This is a genomic window from Mucilaginibacter sp. (genome assembly GCF_039935595.1).
Taxonomy (GTDB): domain Bacteria; phylum Bacteroidota; class Bacteroidia; order Sphingobacteriales; family Sphingobacteriaceae; genus Mucilaginibacter.
The window spans coordinates 15,177-33,593 of record NZ_JBDTJZ010000079.1; the positions used below are offsets into that span (position 1 = coordinate 15,177).

The 18,417-nt window shown below is 41.5% G+C and carries 16 protein-coding genes and 2 pseudogenes; 9 read left to right on the forward strand and 9 right to left on the reverse strand.

Annotated elements, in window-relative coordinates:
* Positions 1-57: 57 nt before the first annotated feature.
* Together ABI367_RS04890 and ABI367_RS04895 are read left to right on the forward strand one after the other, a co-directional pair.
* Complete coding sequence (locus ABI367_RS04890; RefSeq protein ID WP_462227263.1) at positions 58-642, forward strand: LOG family protein; 585 nt, start codon at positions 58-60, stop codon at positions 640-642.
* 417 nt (positions 643-1,059) lie between these two features.
* Positions 1,060-1,644, forward strand: a complete 585-nt coding sequence (locus tag ABI367_RS04895) for a porin family protein (RefSeq protein WP_462227264.1) — start codon at positions 1,060-1,062, stop codon at positions 1,642-1,644.
* On the opposite strand, the gene ABI367_RS04900 is transcribed toward ABI367_RS04895, so the two are convergent.
* The 4 genes from ABI367_RS04900 to ABI367_RS04915 form a co-directional block, all read right to left on the reverse strand.
* Positions 1,645-2,907 (reverse strand): nucleoside permease, encoded by a 1,263-nt coding sequence (locus ABI367_RS04900; RefSeq protein WP_462227265.1) that lies wholly within the window; start codon positions 2,905-2,907, stop codon positions 1,645-1,647. It lies immediately after the preceding gene.
* Positions 2,908-3,145: 238 nt separating this feature from the next.
* Positions 3,146-3,748: a bifunctional nuclease family protein gene (locus tag ABI367_RS04905; protein WP_462227266.1), complete on the reverse strand. Its 603-nt coding sequence runs from the start codon at positions 3,746-3,748 to the stop codon at positions 3,146-3,148.
* Positions 3,749-3,774: 26 nt separating this feature from the next.
* Positions 3,775-4,749 carry an electron transfer flavoprotein subunit alpha/FixB family protein gene (locus ABI367_RS04910; RefSeq protein ID WP_462227267.1) on the reverse strand — a complete coding sequence of 325 codons (975 nt, stop codon included), beginning with the start codon at positions 4,747-4,749 and terminating at the stop codon, positions 3,775-3,777.
* A gap of 12 nt (positions 4,750-4,761) precedes the next feature.
* Positions 4,762-5,493 carry an electron transfer flavoprotein subunit beta/FixA family protein gene (locus ABI367_RS04915; protein ID WP_462227268.1) on the reverse strand — a complete coding sequence of 244 codons (732 nt, stop codon included), beginning with the start codon at positions 5,491-5,493 and terminating at the stop codon, positions 4,762-4,764.
* A gap of 124 nt (positions 5,494-5,617) precedes the next feature.
* Between ABI367_RS04915 and ABI367_RS04920 the strand changes: the two genes are divergently transcribed.
* Together ABI367_RS04920 and chrA are read left to right on the forward strand one after the other, a co-directional pair.
* Positions 5,618-5,956, forward strand: a complete 339-nt coding sequence (locus ABI367_RS04920) for a tetratricopeptide repeat protein (RefSeq protein ID WP_462227269.1) — start codon at positions 5,618-5,620, stop codon at positions 5,954-5,956.
* Between the two features lie 131 nt (positions 5,957-6,087).
* Positions 6,088-7,287 (forward strand): chromate efflux transporter, encoded by a 1,200-nt coding sequence (gene chrA, locus ABI367_RS04925; RefSeq protein ID WP_462227270.1) that lies wholly within the window; start codon positions 6,088-6,090, stop codon positions 7,285-7,287.
* A gap of 78 nt (positions 7,288-7,365) precedes the next feature.
* On the opposite strand, the pseudogene dnaB reads toward chrA, so the two are convergent.
* Positions 7,366-8,925: pseudogene (gene dnaB / locus ABI367_RS04930) on the reverse strand (replicative DNA helicase).
* A 286-nt stretch (positions 8,926-9,211) separates the two neighbouring features.
* Here dnaB and rlmB point away from each other — a divergent pair.
* Positions 9,212-9,976 carry a 23S rRNA (guanosine(2251)-2'-O)-methyltransferase RlmB gene (gene rlmB, locus ABI367_RS04935; protein WP_462227271.1) on the forward strand — a complete coding sequence of 255 codons (765 nt, stop codon included), beginning with the start codon at positions 9,212-9,214 and terminating at the stop codon, positions 9,974-9,976.
* 87 nt (positions 9,977-10,063) lie between these two features.
* Here rlmB and ABI367_RS04940 read toward each other — a convergent pair.
* Both ABI367_RS04940 and ABI367_RS04945 read right to left on the reverse strand, forming a co-directional pair.
* Positions 10,064-10,467 (reverse strand): annotated as a pseudogene (locus tag ABI367_RS04940) (DUF1761 domain-containing protein).
* Between the two features lie 113 nt (positions 10,468-10,580).
* On the reverse strand, positions 10,581-11,636 hold the full coding sequence (locus tag ABI367_RS04945; protein ID WP_462227272.1) for a nucleoid-associated protein: 1,056 nt from the start codon (positions 11,634-11,636) through the stop codon (positions 10,581-10,583).
* 142 nt (positions 11,637-11,778) lie between these two features.
* On the opposite strand from ABI367_RS04945, the gene mnmE reads away from it, so the two are divergent.
* Complete coding sequence (gene mnmE / locus ABI367_RS04950) at positions 11,779-13,137, forward strand: tRNA uridine-5-carboxymethylaminomethyl(34) synthesis GTPase MnmE (RefSeq protein WP_462227273.1); 1,359 nt, start codon at positions 11,779-11,781, stop codon at positions 13,135-13,137.
* A gap of 31 nt (positions 13,138-13,168) precedes the next feature.
* On the opposite strand, the gene ABI367_RS04955 is transcribed toward mnmE, so the two are convergent.
* Positions 13,169-14,365, reverse strand: a complete 1,197-nt coding sequence (locus ABI367_RS04955; RefSeq protein ID WP_462258026.1) for a sensor histidine kinase — start codon at positions 14,363-14,365, stop codon at positions 13,169-13,171.
* 136 nt (positions 14,366-14,501) lie between these two features.
* A complete protein-coding gene (locus tag ABI367_RS04960) occupies positions 14,502-15,860 on the reverse strand; it encodes a sigma-54-dependent transcriptional regulator (RefSeq protein WP_462227275.1) in 1,359 nt (452 codons plus the stop codon).
* 243 nt (positions 15,861-16,103) lie between these two features.
* Here ABI367_RS04960 and ABI367_RS04965 point away from each other — a divergent pair, with 243 nt between their 5' ends.
* The 3 genes from ABI367_RS04965 to ABI367_RS04975 all read left to right on the forward strand — a co-directional run.
* Positions 16,104-17,357: an efflux RND transporter periplasmic adaptor subunit gene (locus ABI367_RS04965; protein ID WP_462227276.1), complete on the forward strand. Its 1,254-nt coding sequence runs from the start codon at positions 16,104-16,106 to the stop codon at positions 17,355-17,357.
* Positions 17,358-17,399: 42 nt separating this feature from the next.
* Complete coding sequence (locus tag ABI367_RS04970) at positions 17,400-18,077, forward strand: ABC transporter ATP-binding protein (RefSeq protein WP_462227277.1); 678 nt, start codon at positions 17,400-17,402, stop codon at positions 18,075-18,077.
* An 89-nt stretch (positions 18,078-18,166) separates the two neighbouring features.
* Positions 18,167-18,417, forward strand: a 251-nt coding sequence (locus ABI367_RS04975) for an ABC transporter permease (RefSeq protein WP_462227278.1), incomplete at its 3' end; no start/stop codon positions are given.

Here is an 18,417-nt window from a genome sequence, read left to right on the forward strand (position 1 = left end):
ATTAGTAATTTCCGTTGGGAAAAACTAATCACTAATCACCAATTAACTAATTACTAAATGCGAAGCATTTCTGTATTCTGCGGGGCCAATTTTAACGGCGACCCTTTATTAAAACAAGCTGTTGAGGATCTGGCTGAGGTTATGGTAGCCCACAACATCAACCTTGTTTTTGGCGGTGGCCACGTTGGCGTAATGGGGTTGCTGGCAGATGCGGTGTTGAGCCGTGGGGGCAAAGCTGTAGGCGTTATCCCGAAGTTTTTGATGGATAAGGAAGTTGGCCATAGCGGGTTAACCGAAATGCATGTGGTAGAAAATATGCACCAGCGCAAACAGTTAATGAATGATCTTTGCGATGGCATCATCATGCTGCCCGGCGGCTTTGGTACGCTTGAAGAATTTTTTGAAGTATTAACCTGGCTGCAACTGGGTTTGCATAACCATCCGGTAGGAGTGCTAAATGTTAACGGCTTTTACGATTATTTATTAAAGCAGATGGACGTAATGGTTGAGCAACGCTTTTTAAAGCCCGCAAATCGCCAGTTGGTAATTACTTCAACGGACGCTGTTGAACTGGTTAACCTGATGGAAAACGTTACCATTAAACCTGACGATGTTTGGTTCAGGGATAGAAACCTATCTTAAAATACACGCAGATTATAAAATTGTCATCTCGAACGATAGTGAGAGATCTATACACATGCTGATTTAAGTTATTATGAAGATGTATAGATTTCTCACTATCGTTCGAAATGACAAGAAAATTAGATGTTTTCAGAAACTTACGGTCTCTTAAAAGCCAAATTTGAAGGCATGGCATATATCATTGCCATTTGAGGGGTTTTAGTAATTAATACTAAAGCATTCAAGCGCTCCAACACATGAAACCGTCTGCACAAATACGCGAGCGTTAATAAGATCATTTTTTTCGGGATTTAATAAGTTAAGTATATAAAATATTATACATCTAATACGTAATTAAAGATGTTATGTTGCGTTAAGCAACATAATAATCGGTTATTCAAAAGTTTTATATTTGCATATAATCTACACCCAATTACCATGAAAAAGATCAGCATAACCTTAGTTATTTTCCTGGCCATAATCTATTCGGCATCCGCGCAATTAATACCTAAAATACAGTTCGGTATAAAAGGAGGGATGAATTTAACATCCATATCAAAATCAGGCACTTTTGATGCTAATAACCAGGCTGGTTATTTAGGTGGCATTTGGGCCAGGTTTGGCGCATTAGGCTTTAATTTTCAGCCCGAGGCTTATGTAACCAGTAAAAATGTAAACGTTACGGATAATACCGGCACTACAACCGCCAAATTTACCAGCGTTGATGTTCCCTTATTATTTGGTGGCAAAGTTGGCGCGTTTGGCTTAGGCGCCAGGTTTTATACCGGGCCGGTAGTATCATTCGCCATTAATAAAGATCAAAGCTATAGCAGTGCCGCAAGCAGCATTACTAAATTAGATTACAAAGACCAAAATTACGCATGGCAGATAGGTACAGGTGTTGATATCAGAAGTTTATCTGTCGATCTGCGGTACGAAGCTGGGTTAAGCAAACAAAATTATGGTGCCGGCTCAACTAAAATAAACCTCTTTAATCTTACTTTGGGATATAAATTGTTTTAGTTACGCGTGTTTAATGGCGTGCTCTAAAGCAGATGTGTGTTTATACCTAAACACAAACGGGAATATGATGGCAATAACTAAAGCATAACCGGCAAAAGTTAGCCATATACCCTCCCAGTTTTTAGTTTGATCGGCCAGGGTAAAATATTTATCAATAATTACACCGCTTGCCAGGCTGCCAAATAATGCGCCAAAGCCGTTTACCATCATCATAAACAAGCCTTGTGCGCTGCCCCTTATTTCGGGCGCAGCCTGGGTTTCAACAAAAAGCGAACCCGAAATATTAAAGAAATCAAACGCCATGCCGTACACTATGCATGATAATATGATCATCCATAAACCATCTGCCGGGTTGCCAAATGCAAATAAACCAAAACGAAGTACCCAGGCCAGCATACTAAACAGCATTACATATTTTATACCGAACCTGCGCAGAAAAAATGGAATGGTAAGTATAAAAAGTGTTTCGGAGGCCTGTGATATAGACATGATAATGGCCGGGTATTTAACCGCGATACTGCCGGTAAACAAGGCGTTTTTACTAAAATCTCCTAAAAAAACGTCTCCGTAAGCATTGGTAAGCTGTAACGCGGCCCCTAATAACATCGAGAACGCAAAGAATATAGCGAAACGGGGTGTTTTAAACAAGGTGAACGCCCGCAGGCCCAACATATCCAGCGTTGATTTTTTTTCGGTTGTTTGTAAAAGAGGCTTGCATTTGGGTAGTGTAAATGAATATAAACCCAATGTAAGCGCTACGGCAGAGGCAATATAAAACTGATTGGGCGAAGATTCATTATGGGTTAAACTAACCACCCACAAAGCCGCAATAAAACCAACCGTGCCAAAGGTGCGTATAGGCGGGTAAACTTTCACCACATCAAGCGGCACATTTTTTAACGCGCTATAAGCAACCGTGATAGACAAGGACAATGTAGGCATATAGCACACCATATTAGCCAGCATTACCCAGAAAAACAGGGTAGGGTCCTTAACCATCGGTACACAAAACAGTACTATCGCACCTAAAATATGTAATGTGCCATAAAGCTTTTCGGCGTTTATAAATTTGTCTGCAATAATACCGGTAAGGGCAGGCATAAAAATAGCCGAGATACCCATGGTAGAAAAAATGGCCGAGAACTGCGTAGCCGTACCCAGATGATTATCAAACCAGTAATGCCCGATAGTGAGCAACCATGCACCCCATATAAAAAACTGCATGAAATTCATCAGTATTAAGCGGAACTTAATATTCGTCATATACGGCGCGTGGGGTTAAAATAAATTACCAGTTTAATTAAAATGGAAAGTAGTTAATTATTTCGAATTTCAGATATCGGATTTCAAATTTGGTGCAATAAACAAATTAAAACTGTCATTTCGAACGAGGTACGAGGAGAACTACCCTCTTGAGCGTAGCGAAAAAATCTATACACATGCACATCAATGTATAGATTTCTCTCTACGTTCGAAATGACATCTACAGCAAATCCAAAAATTAAGAAGCTTTTCGTTTGTTCAATTCATCACGCAGTTTGGCAGCTTTTTCGTAGGCTTCTTCGGCCAGGGCTTCCTGTAGCTTGGTTTTTATCTCATCCGTGCTCAGCGAGCTGAAGCTGGCCATCGCGCTGGGAGATGGTGTAGTTTCTTCAGGCGTTTCGTTAATGTTTTCCAGATACACAAAATCATTACCTTCAATTACAATACCCGCGCTTGAAAGAATGAACTCGTAAGTATAAATTGGGCAGTCAAAACGTACGGCTACCGCAATAGCATCCGAAGTGCGGGCATCTATTTCGATTGTTTTTTTACCGTCCGAGCAAATTAATTTAGAATAAAATATACCATCAATCAGGTTGTAAATAATTATTTCCTGAATGTTGATGTGGTAAGCCTGGGCAAAGCTTTTAAACAGATCATGTGTAAGCGGACGGCTGGGGGTCATTTTTTCTATCTCGATAGCAATGGCCTGTGCTTCAAAGCTGCCTATAATAATGGGCAACCTGCGGCGCCCGTTAACCTCTCCCAAAACCAGCGCATAGGCGCCCGATTGGGTTTGGCTGTATGATAATCCTACTATATCCAGCTTTATTTTTTTCATATTATTACCCATCACGACAGATATTTTTAGGCTTTATTTTTTTGTTTAATGGCCGCAGTTAATTGCGGTACAATTTCAAATGCATCACCAACTATGCCATAATCAGCCACTTTAAAAATGGGAGCGTCGGCATCGTTGTTAATGGCTACTATAACTTTAGCGGCACTTATACCTGCCAAATGCTGTATAGCACCCGAAATTCCTACTGCAATATACAAATTTGGACTGACTACAACACCTGTTTGGCCAACATGTTCATTATGTGGTCGCCAGCCGGCGTCTGATACAGGTTTAGAGCAAGCAAGTGCTGCGCCAAGCACATCAGCAAGGTCTTCTAATATTTTCCAGTTCTCGGGACCCTTTAAACCGCGCCCGCCTGATACAATGATCTCCGCATCAGGTAAGGATACCTTATCTGTAGAGCGTACAATTTCTTTAAGCATGGTCTTAAAATTTGCAGGGTCTGTATCAACATTAAACTCTTCTACCTGCACAGGCTTGCTATTTTCGGTAACCGGGAAGGAGTTTGGTGTTAAAGCAATTATTTTAATGGCCGATGTCAATTCAACCAATGCAAAAGCCTTGCCCGAAAATGCCGTTTTTTTAACAATGAATTTACCATCAGTCTGGTCCGGTAATGCAACCGCGCCTTCAACAACACCAGCTTCCAGTTTAGCGCCTAAACGTGGTGCCAACCCACGGCCCGAAAGCGTATTGGCTAATACTATGACGTTTGCCCCTGTTTTTTTAGCGGCTTCGGCAATAACCGAGGCATAGGCCTGGTTAACAAAGTTTTTTAAGTTGGAACTGGTTACGTTTAATATTTTATCAGCACCGTAAGCGGCTAACAAAGCCAGTTCATCAGCGTTAACGTTGCCGATGGATACGGCCGTCAGATCGGTACTATTCGCATCAGCAATAGCACGGGCGTAACTCACCGCTTCAAAAATCGATTTTTTGAATTTGCCATCCGTGTTTTCTGTATATATTAAAACTGACATAGATAAATGTAATTAGATAACTCTGGCCTCAGCATGTAATAATTCGGCCAATTGTTCGGCATTGGCTGCCAGTTTAACCTGTCCGCGTGGCTCAGGTAATTCATAACTGATCACCTCTTCAATTAGCTTAACTTCAACCGGCTCAACAACGGCCAAGGGCTTGGTACGTGCCGACATAATGCCGCGCATATTGGGTATTTTCGGTTCGGCAACACCTTCGGCAGCACCTGCAACTATGGGCAATGGTATGGTTAGTATTTCTTTACCGCCTTCTATTTCGCGCTCAACGGTTGCTTCCTGCCCGTTAATATCTATTTTTTTGACGATAGAAACCGAAGGGATATGTAATAATTCGCCCAGCATGCCGGCCACTTTTGAGCCGTTATAGTCTATAGATTCACGGCCGGTAAACACCAGATCGAAAGGGTTGGTTTTGATGTATTGTGCAATTTGGTTGGCTACAAACCAGGCATCATGCGGCTCGGCGTTAATACGTATGGCATCATCAGCACCTATAGCCAATGCTTTGCGTATAGTTGGCTCGGTGGCAACTGTGCCAACGTTAATAACGGTAACCGTACCCTTACCGCCCTCGGTAAGCTCCATAGCGCGTGCCAGAGCTATCTCATCATAAGGGTTTATAATAAATTGCACCCCATTTGTATTAAATTGGGTGTTATTGGCGGTAAAAGTTATTTTTGTCGTGGTATCAGGAACATTACTTATGCATACCAAAATTTTCATACTTAGTGTTCTTTAATGGTAATGAAGGTATCGGTTGGCAAATTGTTTTATATTGTTTCAATTTACGTTCCCGATGGTTCCCCATAATTGTATGCAAATTTAATTAAAAAAGAGAGAGTTTAAAATGGAGATAAACAGATTGGAAAAGCTGCTGGAGTTTATTAAAAACGAGCCCAATGATGAGTTTTTAAAATATGCACTGGCAACCGAATATCTGCGTTTAAATGAAACTGATAAAGCTTTAACCTATTATGAGGACCTGGTAAACAATCATCCCAATTACGTAGGTACCTACTACCATTTAGGTAAATTGTACGAGGCTTTAAACCGTAAACAGGATGCCATCAATATTTATGAAAAGGGGATGGAAATAGCCAAACAAAAACGCGACAACCACGCCTTTGCCGAGTTGCAGGCCGTGTATCGCGAAGCTACTGGTTATGATGAGGATGACGATTATTAAAAGATAAATAATATCAAACCTTGTCATTTCGAACGAGGTACGAGGAGAAATCTTATACGCCATGCGAGTGGTAATCTCTTGTATAAGATTTCTTACTACGTTTCGAAATGACAGAAAGTATATAATATTCATTGAAAAAACGCGATTTTCTATTTATGCGGGATGTCTTGGTGTACACCTTTAGTGCATTTGGCGGTCCGCAGGCTCATATTGGTATTTTACTGCGCGAATTTGTAGAAAAGCGCCATTACGTTACCGAAGATGAATTAATGGAGCTGAACGCCCTGGCGCAGATTTTGCCCGGCCCGTCATCAACCCAAACATTAATTGGCATTGCCTGGAAGGTGGGCGGGTTGCGCATGGCTATTATTACCCTTTTAATATGGGTACTGCCGTCGGCTACTATAATGGGCATGGCGGCTATCAGCTATAAAATGTTTGCCAACCGCACCCTTGTTACCCAGGTGCTGCGTTTTGTGCAGCCTATCGCCGTAGGCATTGTGGGCTATGCCACTTATACATTTGCCCATCGGTTTTTAAAAACACGGGTAAGTACCATGCTGGCCATCGGCTCGTTATTGGTTACACTTATATTGCAAAACCCCTACGCGTTCCCCATTCTGATATTGTTGGGCGGCATCATATCATCAGCCTTAGAGACCCAGCCGCAGGAAAATGAGCTACGTGTAAAGCTTTTTGCCAATGTTAACCCTAATAAAGTAGCGTATTTTTTGGGTATACTGCTGGCATTTGCAGCCTTGGGCGCGGTTGTAAACCGTACATCGCCGTTTAGTTTGCCCATACGTTTGTTCGAAAATTTTTACCGGAACGGCATCCTTGTTCACGGCGGCGGACAGGTATTGGTGCCGCTGATGTATACCGAGTTTGTAGAGGTAAAGCATTACCTCACCAGTTCCGGATTCTTATCGGGCTACGCGCTGCAGCAGGCCTTGCCGGGGCCAACGTTTTCGTTTACTTCCTTTTTAGGAGGTATGGCATTAGGCAACAACGGTTACGGCGTTTGGGGACAAGTATTAGGTAGCGTGATTGCCGTAATAGGTATTAACCTGCCGGGATTTATACTTATTCTGTTCATCGTTCCGTTTTGGGACGACCTAAAAAAAATAACCCGTATAAAAAATTCGTTGAGTGGTATCAATGCCGTAGCGGTAGGCTTTATGGCAACGGCCTTTATACTATTGGCGCGCCCTTTTTATGATAACTGGCTGGCGTATGTTATTATGGCGGGCACATTTGCTTTACTATATTTCACCAAAATAAAAACACCGGTGGTTATTTTGATAGGGGTGGTGTTGGGGTTGATCTTTTAGCCCCCTAACCCCCTGAAGGGGGAACGATAGTTTTATAATTCGCCAATAAAAAAACTCCCCCTTCAGGGGGCCGGGGGGTTAAAATGGCGGCTCATCATCAATATCATCCATCCTTGACGGACGGATAATAAAGTTGCTTGGCTTATCAAAATCCTGCGACGGGTTTAGGCCCGCTAACGGACTTGCCGCTGCCGGGAACGCATCGCCCTGGTCCAGATCCTGAAACTTCACGTATTTGCCCACAAATTTTAAGCGTACCCTGCCGGTTTCGCCGTTACGGTGTTTGGCTATAATTACCTCGCCAACGCCCTGGGTAGGGTTGTTATCTTCATCCACATCCAAACCGTAGTATTCCGGTCGGTAAAGGAATAATACCATGTCCGCATCCTGCTCAATTGAGCCTGATTCACGTAAGTCAGACAGCATTGGTCTTTTTGAGCCACCCGGCCGCGTCTCTACCGCACGACTTAATTGCGATAGCGCGATTACCGGTACATTCAACTCTTTTGCAACCGACTTAAGCGCTCTTGATATGCTGCCAATTTCCTGCTCGCGGTTACCGCCGCCTTTGCCGTCGGCACCTTTACCCTGCATTAATTGCAGGTAGTCAATGATGATCAACTGTATATCATGCTGTGCTTTTAAACGGCGACATTTAGCGCGGAACTCAAATATATTCAGCGCCGGGGTATCATCAATAATCAACGGGGCCTGCTCCAGCCTGCCAATTTTTGAGTGTATCTGCTGCCATTCCTATTCTTCCAAAGTACCCTTGCGTATTTTTTCCTGTTCAATTTCGGTCTCGCCGGATATTAAACGGTTAACCAACTGTACCGACGACATCTCCAGCGAGAATACAACAACAGGCTTATGAAAATCAACCGCGGCATTGCGCGCGCAACTTAATACAAAGGCCGTTTTACCCATTGCCGGGCGTGCCGCCAAAATAACCAGATCTGATTTTTGCCAGCCCGAGGTCATGCGGTCCAGATCAGTAAACCCGGATGCAACACCGGTTAGCCCGTCTTTTTTATCTTTTAGGGCTTCAATTTCTTTCAGCGTTTCGTGCAGCAGGTCGTCCATTTTGCGCGAATCGCGGCGCAGGTTGTTTTGGGCGATATCAAAAAGGTTCTTTTCCGCTTTATCCAGCAGGTCAAGCACGTCGGTAGTATCTTCGTAAGCGCTGTTTATTACTTCGGTTGATATACGTATCAGTTCGCGCTGTATAAACTTTTGGATGATGATACGCGAGTGGTACTCAATATTGGCTGCCGATGCTACGCGGTTGGTAAGCTCGGTAATATAATAGGCGCCGCCTATCATTTCCAGTTCGCCCTGCTGGCGAAGTTGGGCCGTAACGGTTAATATATCCACCGGCGATGTCTTTTCAAACAATATCCTGATGGCGTTAAATATCTTTTTATGGTTATCGCGGTAAAAAACTTCCGGGTTAAGTATGTCAATTACTGATGATAGTGCATCCTTTTCTAACATCAGGGCACCTAAAACAGCCTCCTCAAGGTCGGTTGCCTGTGGGGGTAATTTACCCAGTCCACTATAATGTGTTGGGTTAGTTATCCGGCTTCTACGCTCGTTAGTATTCGGCTTGTTGTATTCAGGATTATTCTCAAAGGTCATACAAAACAAAAATATACAATTAAGCCGCCTATTTATCAAAAAATGCCTAACATATTAAATAACCGCTGTTATTTTTAATGCTGATTTAACAGGCGTAATCAACAGTGTTATGTTAATAAAATGTTGGTATAGTTTTAACGTTACTGATGGTCAAAAACTTATGCGCCTGTTGATAAAGATTTAAATTGTTAATGAATTAAAAAAACCGAAACGGGCTTTTAGTACAATAAGGCCTAAATCAATTAATATAGCTATTTTTGTTACCTTATTTAATAGTTAAAAAAGAATGACCTATAATTCAAGGGAGCCGCGCGAAAGTAACCAGGTAGTATTTGGCATCCGTGCCGTAGTTGAGGCTATACGGTCGGGTAAGGAGATCGAATCGTTATACATACAGCGAGGTATAGGCGGTAGTTTATTAGGCGAACTTAAAGAGTTGCTTAATGAATATCAGATTGTGGCCCAACAGGTACCGGTTGAGAAACTGAACCGTATAACCATGAAGAACCACCAGGGGGTTATTGCTTTTATTTCGCCAATCACCTATCAAAAAATTGAAGATATAATTCCCACTATATACGAAAAAGGCGAGGTGCCGTTAATTTTGGTGTTAGACTCTATTACCGATGTGCGCAATATGGGCGCTATAGCCCGTACGGCCGAATGTAGCGGGGTACACGCTATTGTTGTACCCGCCAAAGGCTCGGCACAGGTAAACCCTGATGCGATAAAGACATCAGCGGGGGCATTATATAAAATACCGGTTTGCCGCCATGATAATTTTATGCAAACGGTAAAATTTTTGCAGGAATCGGGCCTGCAACTGGTTTGCTGTACCGAAAAAACAACCGAATACATTTACAAACCCGACTATACCGCCCCAACTGCCATCATCATGGGATCAGAAGAAGATGGTGTGCGCAACGATATCATCCGCATAGCCGATCATCTGGCTAAAATACCGATGTATGGCGAGATAGAGTCGTTGAATGTATCTGTTGCGACGGGGGTAATACTTTACGAAGCTATCCGCCAAAGGCGGAGTGATTAGTTAATATTGATTAGAAATAATACTAATAACTATTCTCTAATCACCAATCACTACTCACAAGTACCCCCTTCAGGGGGCGGAGGGGGCTCACCGCCACGCTCCTAATATAGCGCCCATCACCACCAACGAAACCACACTATACCCACCATTTATAAAAATATGGCGCCAGCTTTTTTGCTCAAATATGCTATGAGTGGCAATAGCCGCAAAGGTCCATACCCCTGCTAAAAGTCCTGCTGTAGCGCCCCAGGAGGTGGTTGTTGTTGGCTGGGCCAGGAAAGCCGCCAGGTTAGCCGCGGATATCAACGAGAATAGGGCTGCAAATCCAAACGTTTTGCCCATGTTTGACTTTTTATTTGTTCTTCTGATAAGTTACTATCTTTCATCCACGCGTAACCAAACGCGGATGGGTTGTACCACAGGCTACCGATAACGAAACCTGATAATGCAGCAACAAAAACTGCGAGCCAGTTAATTAATGCAAGGTTCATAATTAGGGAGGTTTTAAGTTTGATTAATTAAATTTACAATCTATTGATTTATAAAACAATAGCCCTGTTTTACGTTAAATAGCGATTTGCAAAAAAATGAACCTTTAAAATGCTTACGCTTCCTCTTTAAAGTAAACCTTATAATAATTCATGTGCTTATCGTCATCAAAACCCTTTTCAATCAATTCCTTATTACCATGAATATAAATGTGGAAGTTCTTATCCAGCTTTAACACGCTTTTATATACCCGGGCCTGCTTTTTAACGGCATTGTCTGATATTTCAAAACTGTTGGCAATTGGGGTTTGGTATTCATCCTCATATTGCTGTTTATAGGTTTTAAACGACTCAATAGCCTGTGAGTTACCAATTACTTCGCCGGCAAATTCATCCAGATCAAAAGTGTCTTTATCCTTAAAATATTTCATGGAGCGGTTAAGCAGGTCAATTTTATCGGCTTTGCTCACCTCAAAATCTTCATCAATTTTATTGGTGACAAAGTTTTTATAAATGCTTAGCGTATTGTTAGTTTGGTTAAAATTATCGTTACGAATTTTCAGTTGTAAAAATTCATCTTTCCAGTAAACAGCGGCATCCTGTCCGCCGGTGGCTTTATCAACCACCACTACTTTATAACCGTTCTCTTTTTCGGTATTAAATATCAGTACGCCTTTATCCAGCTTATTAATATTGATGGCATTTTCCTCGTAATCAACCTGGAAACCACCCTGATCGGGGTATACTTTTAAATAAGTCTCCTTGTTTTCTGATTTGAATATGCCGATGGCATCCAGTAGTTCGCCTTCAATTTGCACGTCTTTAAAGTATGCAACATATAATTCGCCCGATTTTATTTTAGGATGATTGGCCACTTTGTACAAATATTTAGCAATTTGCTCAGACACTTCGTGAAACTTGCTCTTATCATCAAATATCTGTGTGGCAAAGCTATAAATCTCATTCAGGTTTATATCGCTGCTATGCATCAGGTGGTATACCTCGTTCACTTTTTCAAAAGGCGATAAAAAATATTGTTTTAACAGACTGGAGATCAACTCGTCCTTTAAAACAAGGGGCTGATCAGAAAGCGCGTACATTTCGCTTTGCGACTGGTTGCCCACATGATGTACCGAAATAATAGCTAAAGAAGCTTCAAAAAAAGTTACCATAATTGGTACGCAAGGTAATTTTTTTAGTTCATAGATGATGGTTCATAGTTCATAGTAATTTGCGACTTTTGTGTTTTAGTTCATAGATGATAGTTCATGGTTCATAGCCATTTTATCATCCATGAACTATCAACTATGAACTATGATCTATCAAGAAGATACCATTGTTGCCCTTGCCACACCTACCGGAACCGGAGCTATTGGTGTTATACGCCTTTCCGGGCCGGACGCTATAAAAATTGCTGCCGGTGTTTTTAGCGGCAAGGATCTTACTAAACAGGAATCGCATACCATACATTTTGGTAATATTGTTGACGGTGATAGTATACTTGATGAAGTGTTGGTATCGTTGTTTGTGGCACCGCGATCATACACCCGCGAAAATGTAGTGGAGATTTCTTGCCATGGTTCGGCTTTTATTATTGAATCCATCATAAAATTATTGATAAAAAAAGGTGCCCGGTCGGCCAAAGCGGGCGAGTTTACCCTGCGTGCGTTTTTGAATGGCCAAATGGACCTTTCGCAAGCCGAAGCTGTGGCCGATCTGATTGCCTCAAATTCCAAAGCATCGCAGCAGATAGCATTACAACAGTTGCGGGGTGGGTTTAGTACCCAGTTGCAGCAATTACGTGACCAATTGGTGCAATTTGCATCATTAATTGAACTGGAACTCGATTTTGCTGAAGAAGATGTTGAGTTTGCTAATCGCGACCAGCTAAAAAAACTTATTTATGAAATTACGAGGGTAATTACCGCGCTCATACAATCGTTTGAGCTGGGTAATGCTATAAAACAGGGTATTAATACGGTAATAGCCGGCAGACCCAATGCGGGTAAATCAACCCTGCTAAACGCTTTATTAAACGAAGAGCGGGCCATTGTAAGCCATATACCAGGCACTACACGTGATACTATTGAGGAAGTGCTGAATATACAGGGCATTAATTTTAGGCTTACAGACACCGCCGGCATCCGCGAAGCTACTGGCGCCATTGAACAGATAGGGGTACAGCGTACCATGGAAAAGATAAGCCAGTCGGCACTGTTAGTATACGTTTTTGACGCCGAACAAATAACCCCTGAAGAACTGAATAGTGATATAATGAAGCTGCAAAAACCGGGTGTTACCTTGCTAATGGTAGCTAATAAGATAGACCTGTTAACGCCCCGACAAATTGCTGTATTACCTGCCGGTGCAATACAGGTATCAGCTAAACAAAAGCAACATATTGACGAATTAAAAGTAAAAATATACGCAGCAGCAATAAAAGACCAACTATCAGGTAACGAAATATTAGTAACCAATATACGTCACCTGGAAGCATTGCAAAAAACAGAAGAATCATTGTCAAGCGTTCTTAACGGAATTGATACCGTAACTTCTGATTTCCTGTCGATGGATATTAAACAGGCCCTTTACTACCTGGGCGAAATTACCGGAGCAGTCACTACTGATGATCTGTTGGAGAATATATTTAGTAAGTTCTGTATCGGAAAATAGTTAAGTAATTGATAATAAGATATTTTACTACTTAACTAAACTGCATTATAAATACGGAGCCTTTTCCCTCTGTCGATTGAACCTGTATGTTGCCTTTATGCAACAGCATGATCTGTTTACATAAACTTAACCCTATACCGCTACCTGTTTTGCGGGTACTGAAAAAAGGAATAAATATTTTATCTATCAACTCCGTAGACATGCCTGTTCCGTTGTCACTTACTTTAATCAGTATCTTATTGTTTTGTGCTTCTGCGGATAAAACTATGCGAGGCTGATTATTATCCTTAACCGCCTCAACCGCGTTTATAAGCAGGTTAATTAATACCTGCTCCACCAAATTAATATCGATATCAACCGCGAGGGTTAGGTCTTTAATGATGATATCCAACTCAATTTGCTTTTTTTCCAGCGTGGGTAGCATCAGGCTATTAATGTTTTCAAGCAGGTTGCATACCAATACTGGCTCCAGGTCAAGCTGGGTTATCTTATTTAGGTTACGGTAACTTTCTGTAAATTTTAACAGGCCTTCGCTGCGGCGTTTAATGGTATCAATGCCCAGCTCCAAGTCTTCCAATTCGGCAGGAGCAACGCTGTTTGCGATTTGAGGGTTTTGCAGGCGGTTCTTTAGGGTTTCGGCAAGTGACGAAATAGGCGCTACAGAGTTCATGATCTCATGGGTCATGATATTCAATAATTTTTGCCAGGCTTTTGATTCCGTTTCATCCAGCGCCTCACTTACATTTTGAAAGGCAAGCAGCTTGTATGTTTTTTCCTCAATTTTATATATACTGATATTTACCAGTATTTTAATTTGCTGCTGGTTGCGGGTAATAGTAACCAGTTTATTATCGCCGGGTTTAATGTTGATGATATCATTATAAAAAGCAGGCTCGCGTTTAGCTAATGACTGTATAGTTTTTAGGTAAGGAATATTAAGCAAATTTTTAAAAGATTCGTTTATCCAGATGACCTCTCCGGTTTCCTGCTCGTAGGATACGATGCCGGTATCAACCAGTTCCAGTATCTTTTGCAAATAATGGTATTGCGTTTCTTTTTCGCGGCTTATAAGTTTGAAAGTGTTGTTAATATCGTTAAAGCCCTTTCGCAGTTCCTTTAATTCTCCGGGGGCCCTGCCCACATCAAAATACCTTGAAAAATCGCGATAATGTATAGACTCCACAAACTGACTTATTTCCTGCTGCGCTTTTTTATTGAAGCGGATCATGTCTATAAGTTCATAAGCAACTATCGGCAATACAATCAACAAATAAATATATAACCCATTAAGCCAAATAAACGCGGCGGCTAACAGTGTGACAAATAAAGCCAGCACTCTCAAAATCAGCCGCCACTCATAACGTTTAAATATCATATTTACTTAGCCTTCTGTAAAGTGCAGTACGGGTTAACCCTAACTCTTTTGCGGCACGGGTAATGTTGCCATTATGTTTTTCAATAACACGCAGTATGGCATTTTTCTCCAGCGTGCTTAATGGTATATTGTCAGTATTTACCATACTCTCATTAACCGACGACTCCAATGCCGAAAATATCAGATCTTCTGCCTTAAGCACCGGTTCATCAGCCATGATAACTGCGCGCTCAATGCTGTATTGCAATTCGCGCACATTTCCGGGATATGTGTATAATCTTAATTTTTGTAATGCTGACCGATCAAAATCAACAGCAGGTTTTAAATATTTTGAGCTGTAAACCTGGGCAAAATGTTTAGCTAACAACACAATATCTTCGTCACGTTTACGTAACGGCGGCATAATGATCTCAACCGTGTTTATACGATAAACCAAATCCTTACGGAAATGGCTTTCATTAGCCAGCTCCTGTATGGGGAGGTTGGTAGCGCATATCAGCCTGATATCAATATCTACCGGTTTATTGGTGCCCAGGCGGGTAACCTGCCTGTTCTGCAACACGGTTAATAGCTTAGCTTGCTGTTGCAAACTAATATTACCTATCTCATCTAAAAACAATGTCCCCCCCTGCGCGTCTTCAAAGCGCCCCTGCCTGTCTTCGCGCGCATCAGTAAAGGCTCCTTTTTTATGGCCAAATAATTCGCTTTCAAAAAGGGTATCAGTTAACGCGCCAACATCAACCTTAATAAACGGTTTGCCTGCACGTAAGGATTGCTCATGAATGGCTTTTGCTACCAGATCCTTCCCCGTACCATTTTCTCCTAATATTAAGATATTGGCATCAGTAGGCGCTATTTTGTTTATTTTTTGAAATATGTCCTGCATTGGTTCCGACTCGCCCAGTATTGCGTCAAATGCATTACCTGTTTGTGCGGATTTTTTTGTTTGCTTTACGCCTTCTTTTTTATCCAGCAGTTCTTTAATAATTTCTGTTAGTTTGTCGTTATGCCATGGTTTAACCACAAAATCATCAGCACCTTCTTTTAATGCGCGTACCGCCAGATCAATATCAGCATAAGCGGTTATCATTATTACTTTAACTGCGGCCTTCCACTCCTTTACTTTATGTAGCCAGTATATTCCCTCGTTACCGGTATTAATGGAGCTATTAAAATTCATATCCAATAATATCAAATCAACCGCGTTGCGTTGCAGCAGCGAATGTATATTTTCTGGATTTTTTTCAGTGATAACTTCATGAGCCTCTGTTTTAAGCAAAAGCTTCACAGCGGTGAGTACATCAGGATCATCGTCTACAACTAATATAGTTGCCTTTTTTAATAGCATAAGGGTATAATATTACAACTTTAAATCTCTGCAATTTTTAACAATTAATTTACCATAATGCTAACTTATTGACAAATAATACATTCTGGTATACATTGAAATATAAACTGTATCATAACCGAACACCTGTTGTAATAGAAGCGTACGTGCTTATTCTAAAAAAAAATTATAATTTGCTGTAAATGAGTTAATTATTTTATGGCACAGGTTTGTATAAGTATATCACATAAATAAACACCAACAGTGGATAGAAAAATAGAAAAAAGCAGGTGGAACAGTAAACGTTTAATGACCATTGGCGGCATTACCGCATTGGTATTATTAATAGCGTCCAGTATATTTTTTACGTCGGGCAAAAGCAAGTTAAATGTAGATACCGAGCGCCTTACTATAAGTGAGGTAACCAAAGGGCCGTTTCGTGAGTATATACCGGTTAATGGTGTGGTACTGCCCATAACTACTATTTATTTAGATGCCTTAGAGGGGGGGCGTGTTGAGCAACGTTTTGTAGAGGATGGTACCAACCTGAAAAAAGATCAGCCCATATTAAAACTATCCAACACCGATCTGGAATTGAGTTTGGCCAGCCAGGAAAACCAGGTTTATGCCGCCCAAACACAGATACAAATATCGCGTAACAATGCCCAGCAAAACACTATAAGCAAGCTTAACCAAATGGCCGATGTGGATAATGCTTATAAAGAGGCCGAAAGGGTGTATAAATTGAACAAACAATTATATGAGCAAAAAGCAATTGGATCGCAAGAGTTTAGGCAGGCACAAAATGCTTATGATTATCAATTGCGTCGTAAAAACCTGACCATGCAAATATTAAAGCAGGATACAGTTTTGGTGAAACAGCAGGACGCGCAAACTAAAGAGCAGTATGCACAAATGAAAAAAACGCTTGATTTGATGCGTAAAAAGGTGGCCGACCTTATTGTTAGGGCGCCTGTTGACGGGCAGCTTACCGCGTTAGATGCTGAAGTTGGACAAAGTAAGAACAAAGGCGAACGGCTGGGGCAAATTGATGTGCTATCGGGCTATAAAGTACGGGTTGATATAGACGAGCATTATATTACCCGGGTATTTAATGGTCTAACCGGCGATTTTACTATTGACGATAAAACCTATCAGCTTAAAATTGCCAAAGTATTTACACAGGTTACCAACGGGCATTTTCAGGTTGATATGCAGTTTGTGGGCCAGGTGCCAAAAACCATTAGGCGCGGGCAAACCCTGCAAATACGGTTGGCTTTAAGCGATGAAACACAGGCCATATTATTACCTAAAGGCGGCTTTTACCAACAAACCGGTGGCAACTGGATATTTAAAGTGAGTGATGATGGTAAAACCGCATACAAAGTGGATATCCAGCTAAACCGCCAAAGTCCTGATTATTATGAGGTGGTAAGCGGTCTTAAACCCGGCGATAAAGTAATAACATCCGGCTATGATACCTATGGCGATATGCAGGAATTAGTATTAAAAAAGTAAATTAATCACAATTATAAATAGCCCCCGGGCAAAAAAGAGCTTATGATAAAGATAACGGACCTTGAAAAATTTTACCGCACCGAAGAGGTAGAAACCATTGCCTTAAACAAGCTAAGCATCGAAGTTAAAAAGGGCGAGTTCGTTGCTATAATGGGGCCATCGGGCTGCGGTAAATCAACCTTGTTAAACATACTGGGTATGCTGGATGATCCGGATGCGGGCAGCTACCTGTTTAATGATATTGAAGTAGCGCATTTTAACGAGCGTAAACGTGCCGATCTGCGCAAGCATAATATTGGATTCGTGTTTCAGAGCTTTAATTTGATAGACGAGCTAACGGTATTTGAGAATGTTGAACTCCCATTAATATACACCGGTGTTGCATCTGCAGACAGAGTAAAAATGGTGGAAGCAGTGCTGGATAAGATGCAAATTATGCATCGCCGTAACCATTACCCGCAACAGCTATCGGGCGGGCAACAGCAGCGTGTAGCCATTGCCCGTGCGGTTGTAAATAACCCCAAATTAATACTTGCGGATGAGCCTACCGGTAACTTGGATAGCCGCAACGGTAACGATGTAATGGAGTTATTGACCGACCTGAACGAACAGGGCACTACCATTATAATGGTAACCCACTCGGAGCATGACGCGAGATACAGTCACCGTATCATCAGGCTATTGGATGGGCAAGCCGTGATTGAAAATATTATGATTTAATAAAGTAATACGCAAAAACTGATCATAATGACTGCTCTTTTCGCCCTCTTCCGAAAGGGGGCTAACAAGGGTTTAAAAATATAATTGATATGATAAAAAACTACATCAAAATAGCATTAAGAAACCTATGGCGACATAAGGGTTTTTCTTTAATTAATATAATTGGGTTGGCTGTAGGTATGGCTGCTGCTATACTTATTTTGCTATGGATACAAAGCGAAATAAGTTATGATGAATTTCACAAAAATAAGGACCGCATATATCGGGTTTGGAATCGCGTACCAAAGGATGGTGAGATAAAAGTCTGGAATTCTGTATCTGCGCCAACAGCACCAGCATT

Excerpts from the sequence above, each read along its gene's own strand:
- ABI367_RS04890 (WP_462227263.1), top strand. The coding sequence starts at position 58 with ATGCGAAGCATTTCTGTATTCTGCGGGGCCAATTTTAACGGCGACCCT.
- ABI367_RS04895 (WP_462227264.1), top strand. The coding sequence starts at position 1,060 with ATGAAAAAGATCAGCATAACCTTAGTTATTTTCCTGGCCATAATCTAT.
- ABI367_RS04900 (WP_462227265.1), bottom strand. The coding sequence starts at position 2,907 with ATGACGAATATTAAGTTCCGCTTAATACTGATGAATTTCATGCAGTTT.
- ABI367_RS04905 (WP_462227266.1), bottom strand. The coding sequence starts at position 3,748 with ATGAAAAAAATAAAGCTGGATATAGTAGGATTATCATACAGCCAAACC.
- ABI367_RS04910 (WP_462227267.1), bottom strand. The coding sequence starts at position 4,749 with ATGTCAGTTTTAATATATACAGAAAACACGGATGGCAAATTCAAAAAA.
- ABI367_RS04915 (WP_462227268.1), bottom strand. The coding sequence starts at position 5,493 with ATGAAAATTTTGGTATGCATAAGTAATGTTCCTGATACCACGACAAAA.
- ABI367_RS04920 (WP_462227269.1), top strand. The coding sequence starts at position 5,618 with ATGGAGATAAACAGATTGGAAAAGCTGCTGGAGTTTATTAAAAACGAG.
- rlmB (WP_462227271.1), top strand. The coding sequence starts at position 9,212 with ATGACCTATAATTCAAGGGAGCCGCGCGAAAGTAACCAGGTAGTATTT.
- ABI367_RS04945 (WP_462227272.1), bottom strand. The coding sequence starts at position 11,636 with ATGGTAACTTTTTTTGAAGCTTCTTTAGCTATTATTTCGGTACATCAT.
- mnmE (WP_462227273.1), top strand. The coding sequence starts at position 11,779 with ATGATCTATCAAGAAGATACCATTGTTGCCCTTGCCACACCTACCGGA.
- ABI367_RS04955 (WP_462258026.1), bottom strand. The coding sequence starts at position 14,365 with ATGATCCGCTTCAATAAAAAAGCGCAGCAGGAAATAAGTCAGTTTGTG.
- ABI367_RS04960 (WP_462227275.1), bottom strand. The coding sequence starts at position 15,860 with ATGCTATTAAAAAAGGCAACTATATTAGTTGTAGACGATGATCCTGAT.
- ABI367_RS04970 (WP_462227277.1), top strand. The coding sequence starts at position 17,400 with ATGATAAAGATAACGGACCTTGAAAAATTTTACCGCACCGAAGAGGTA.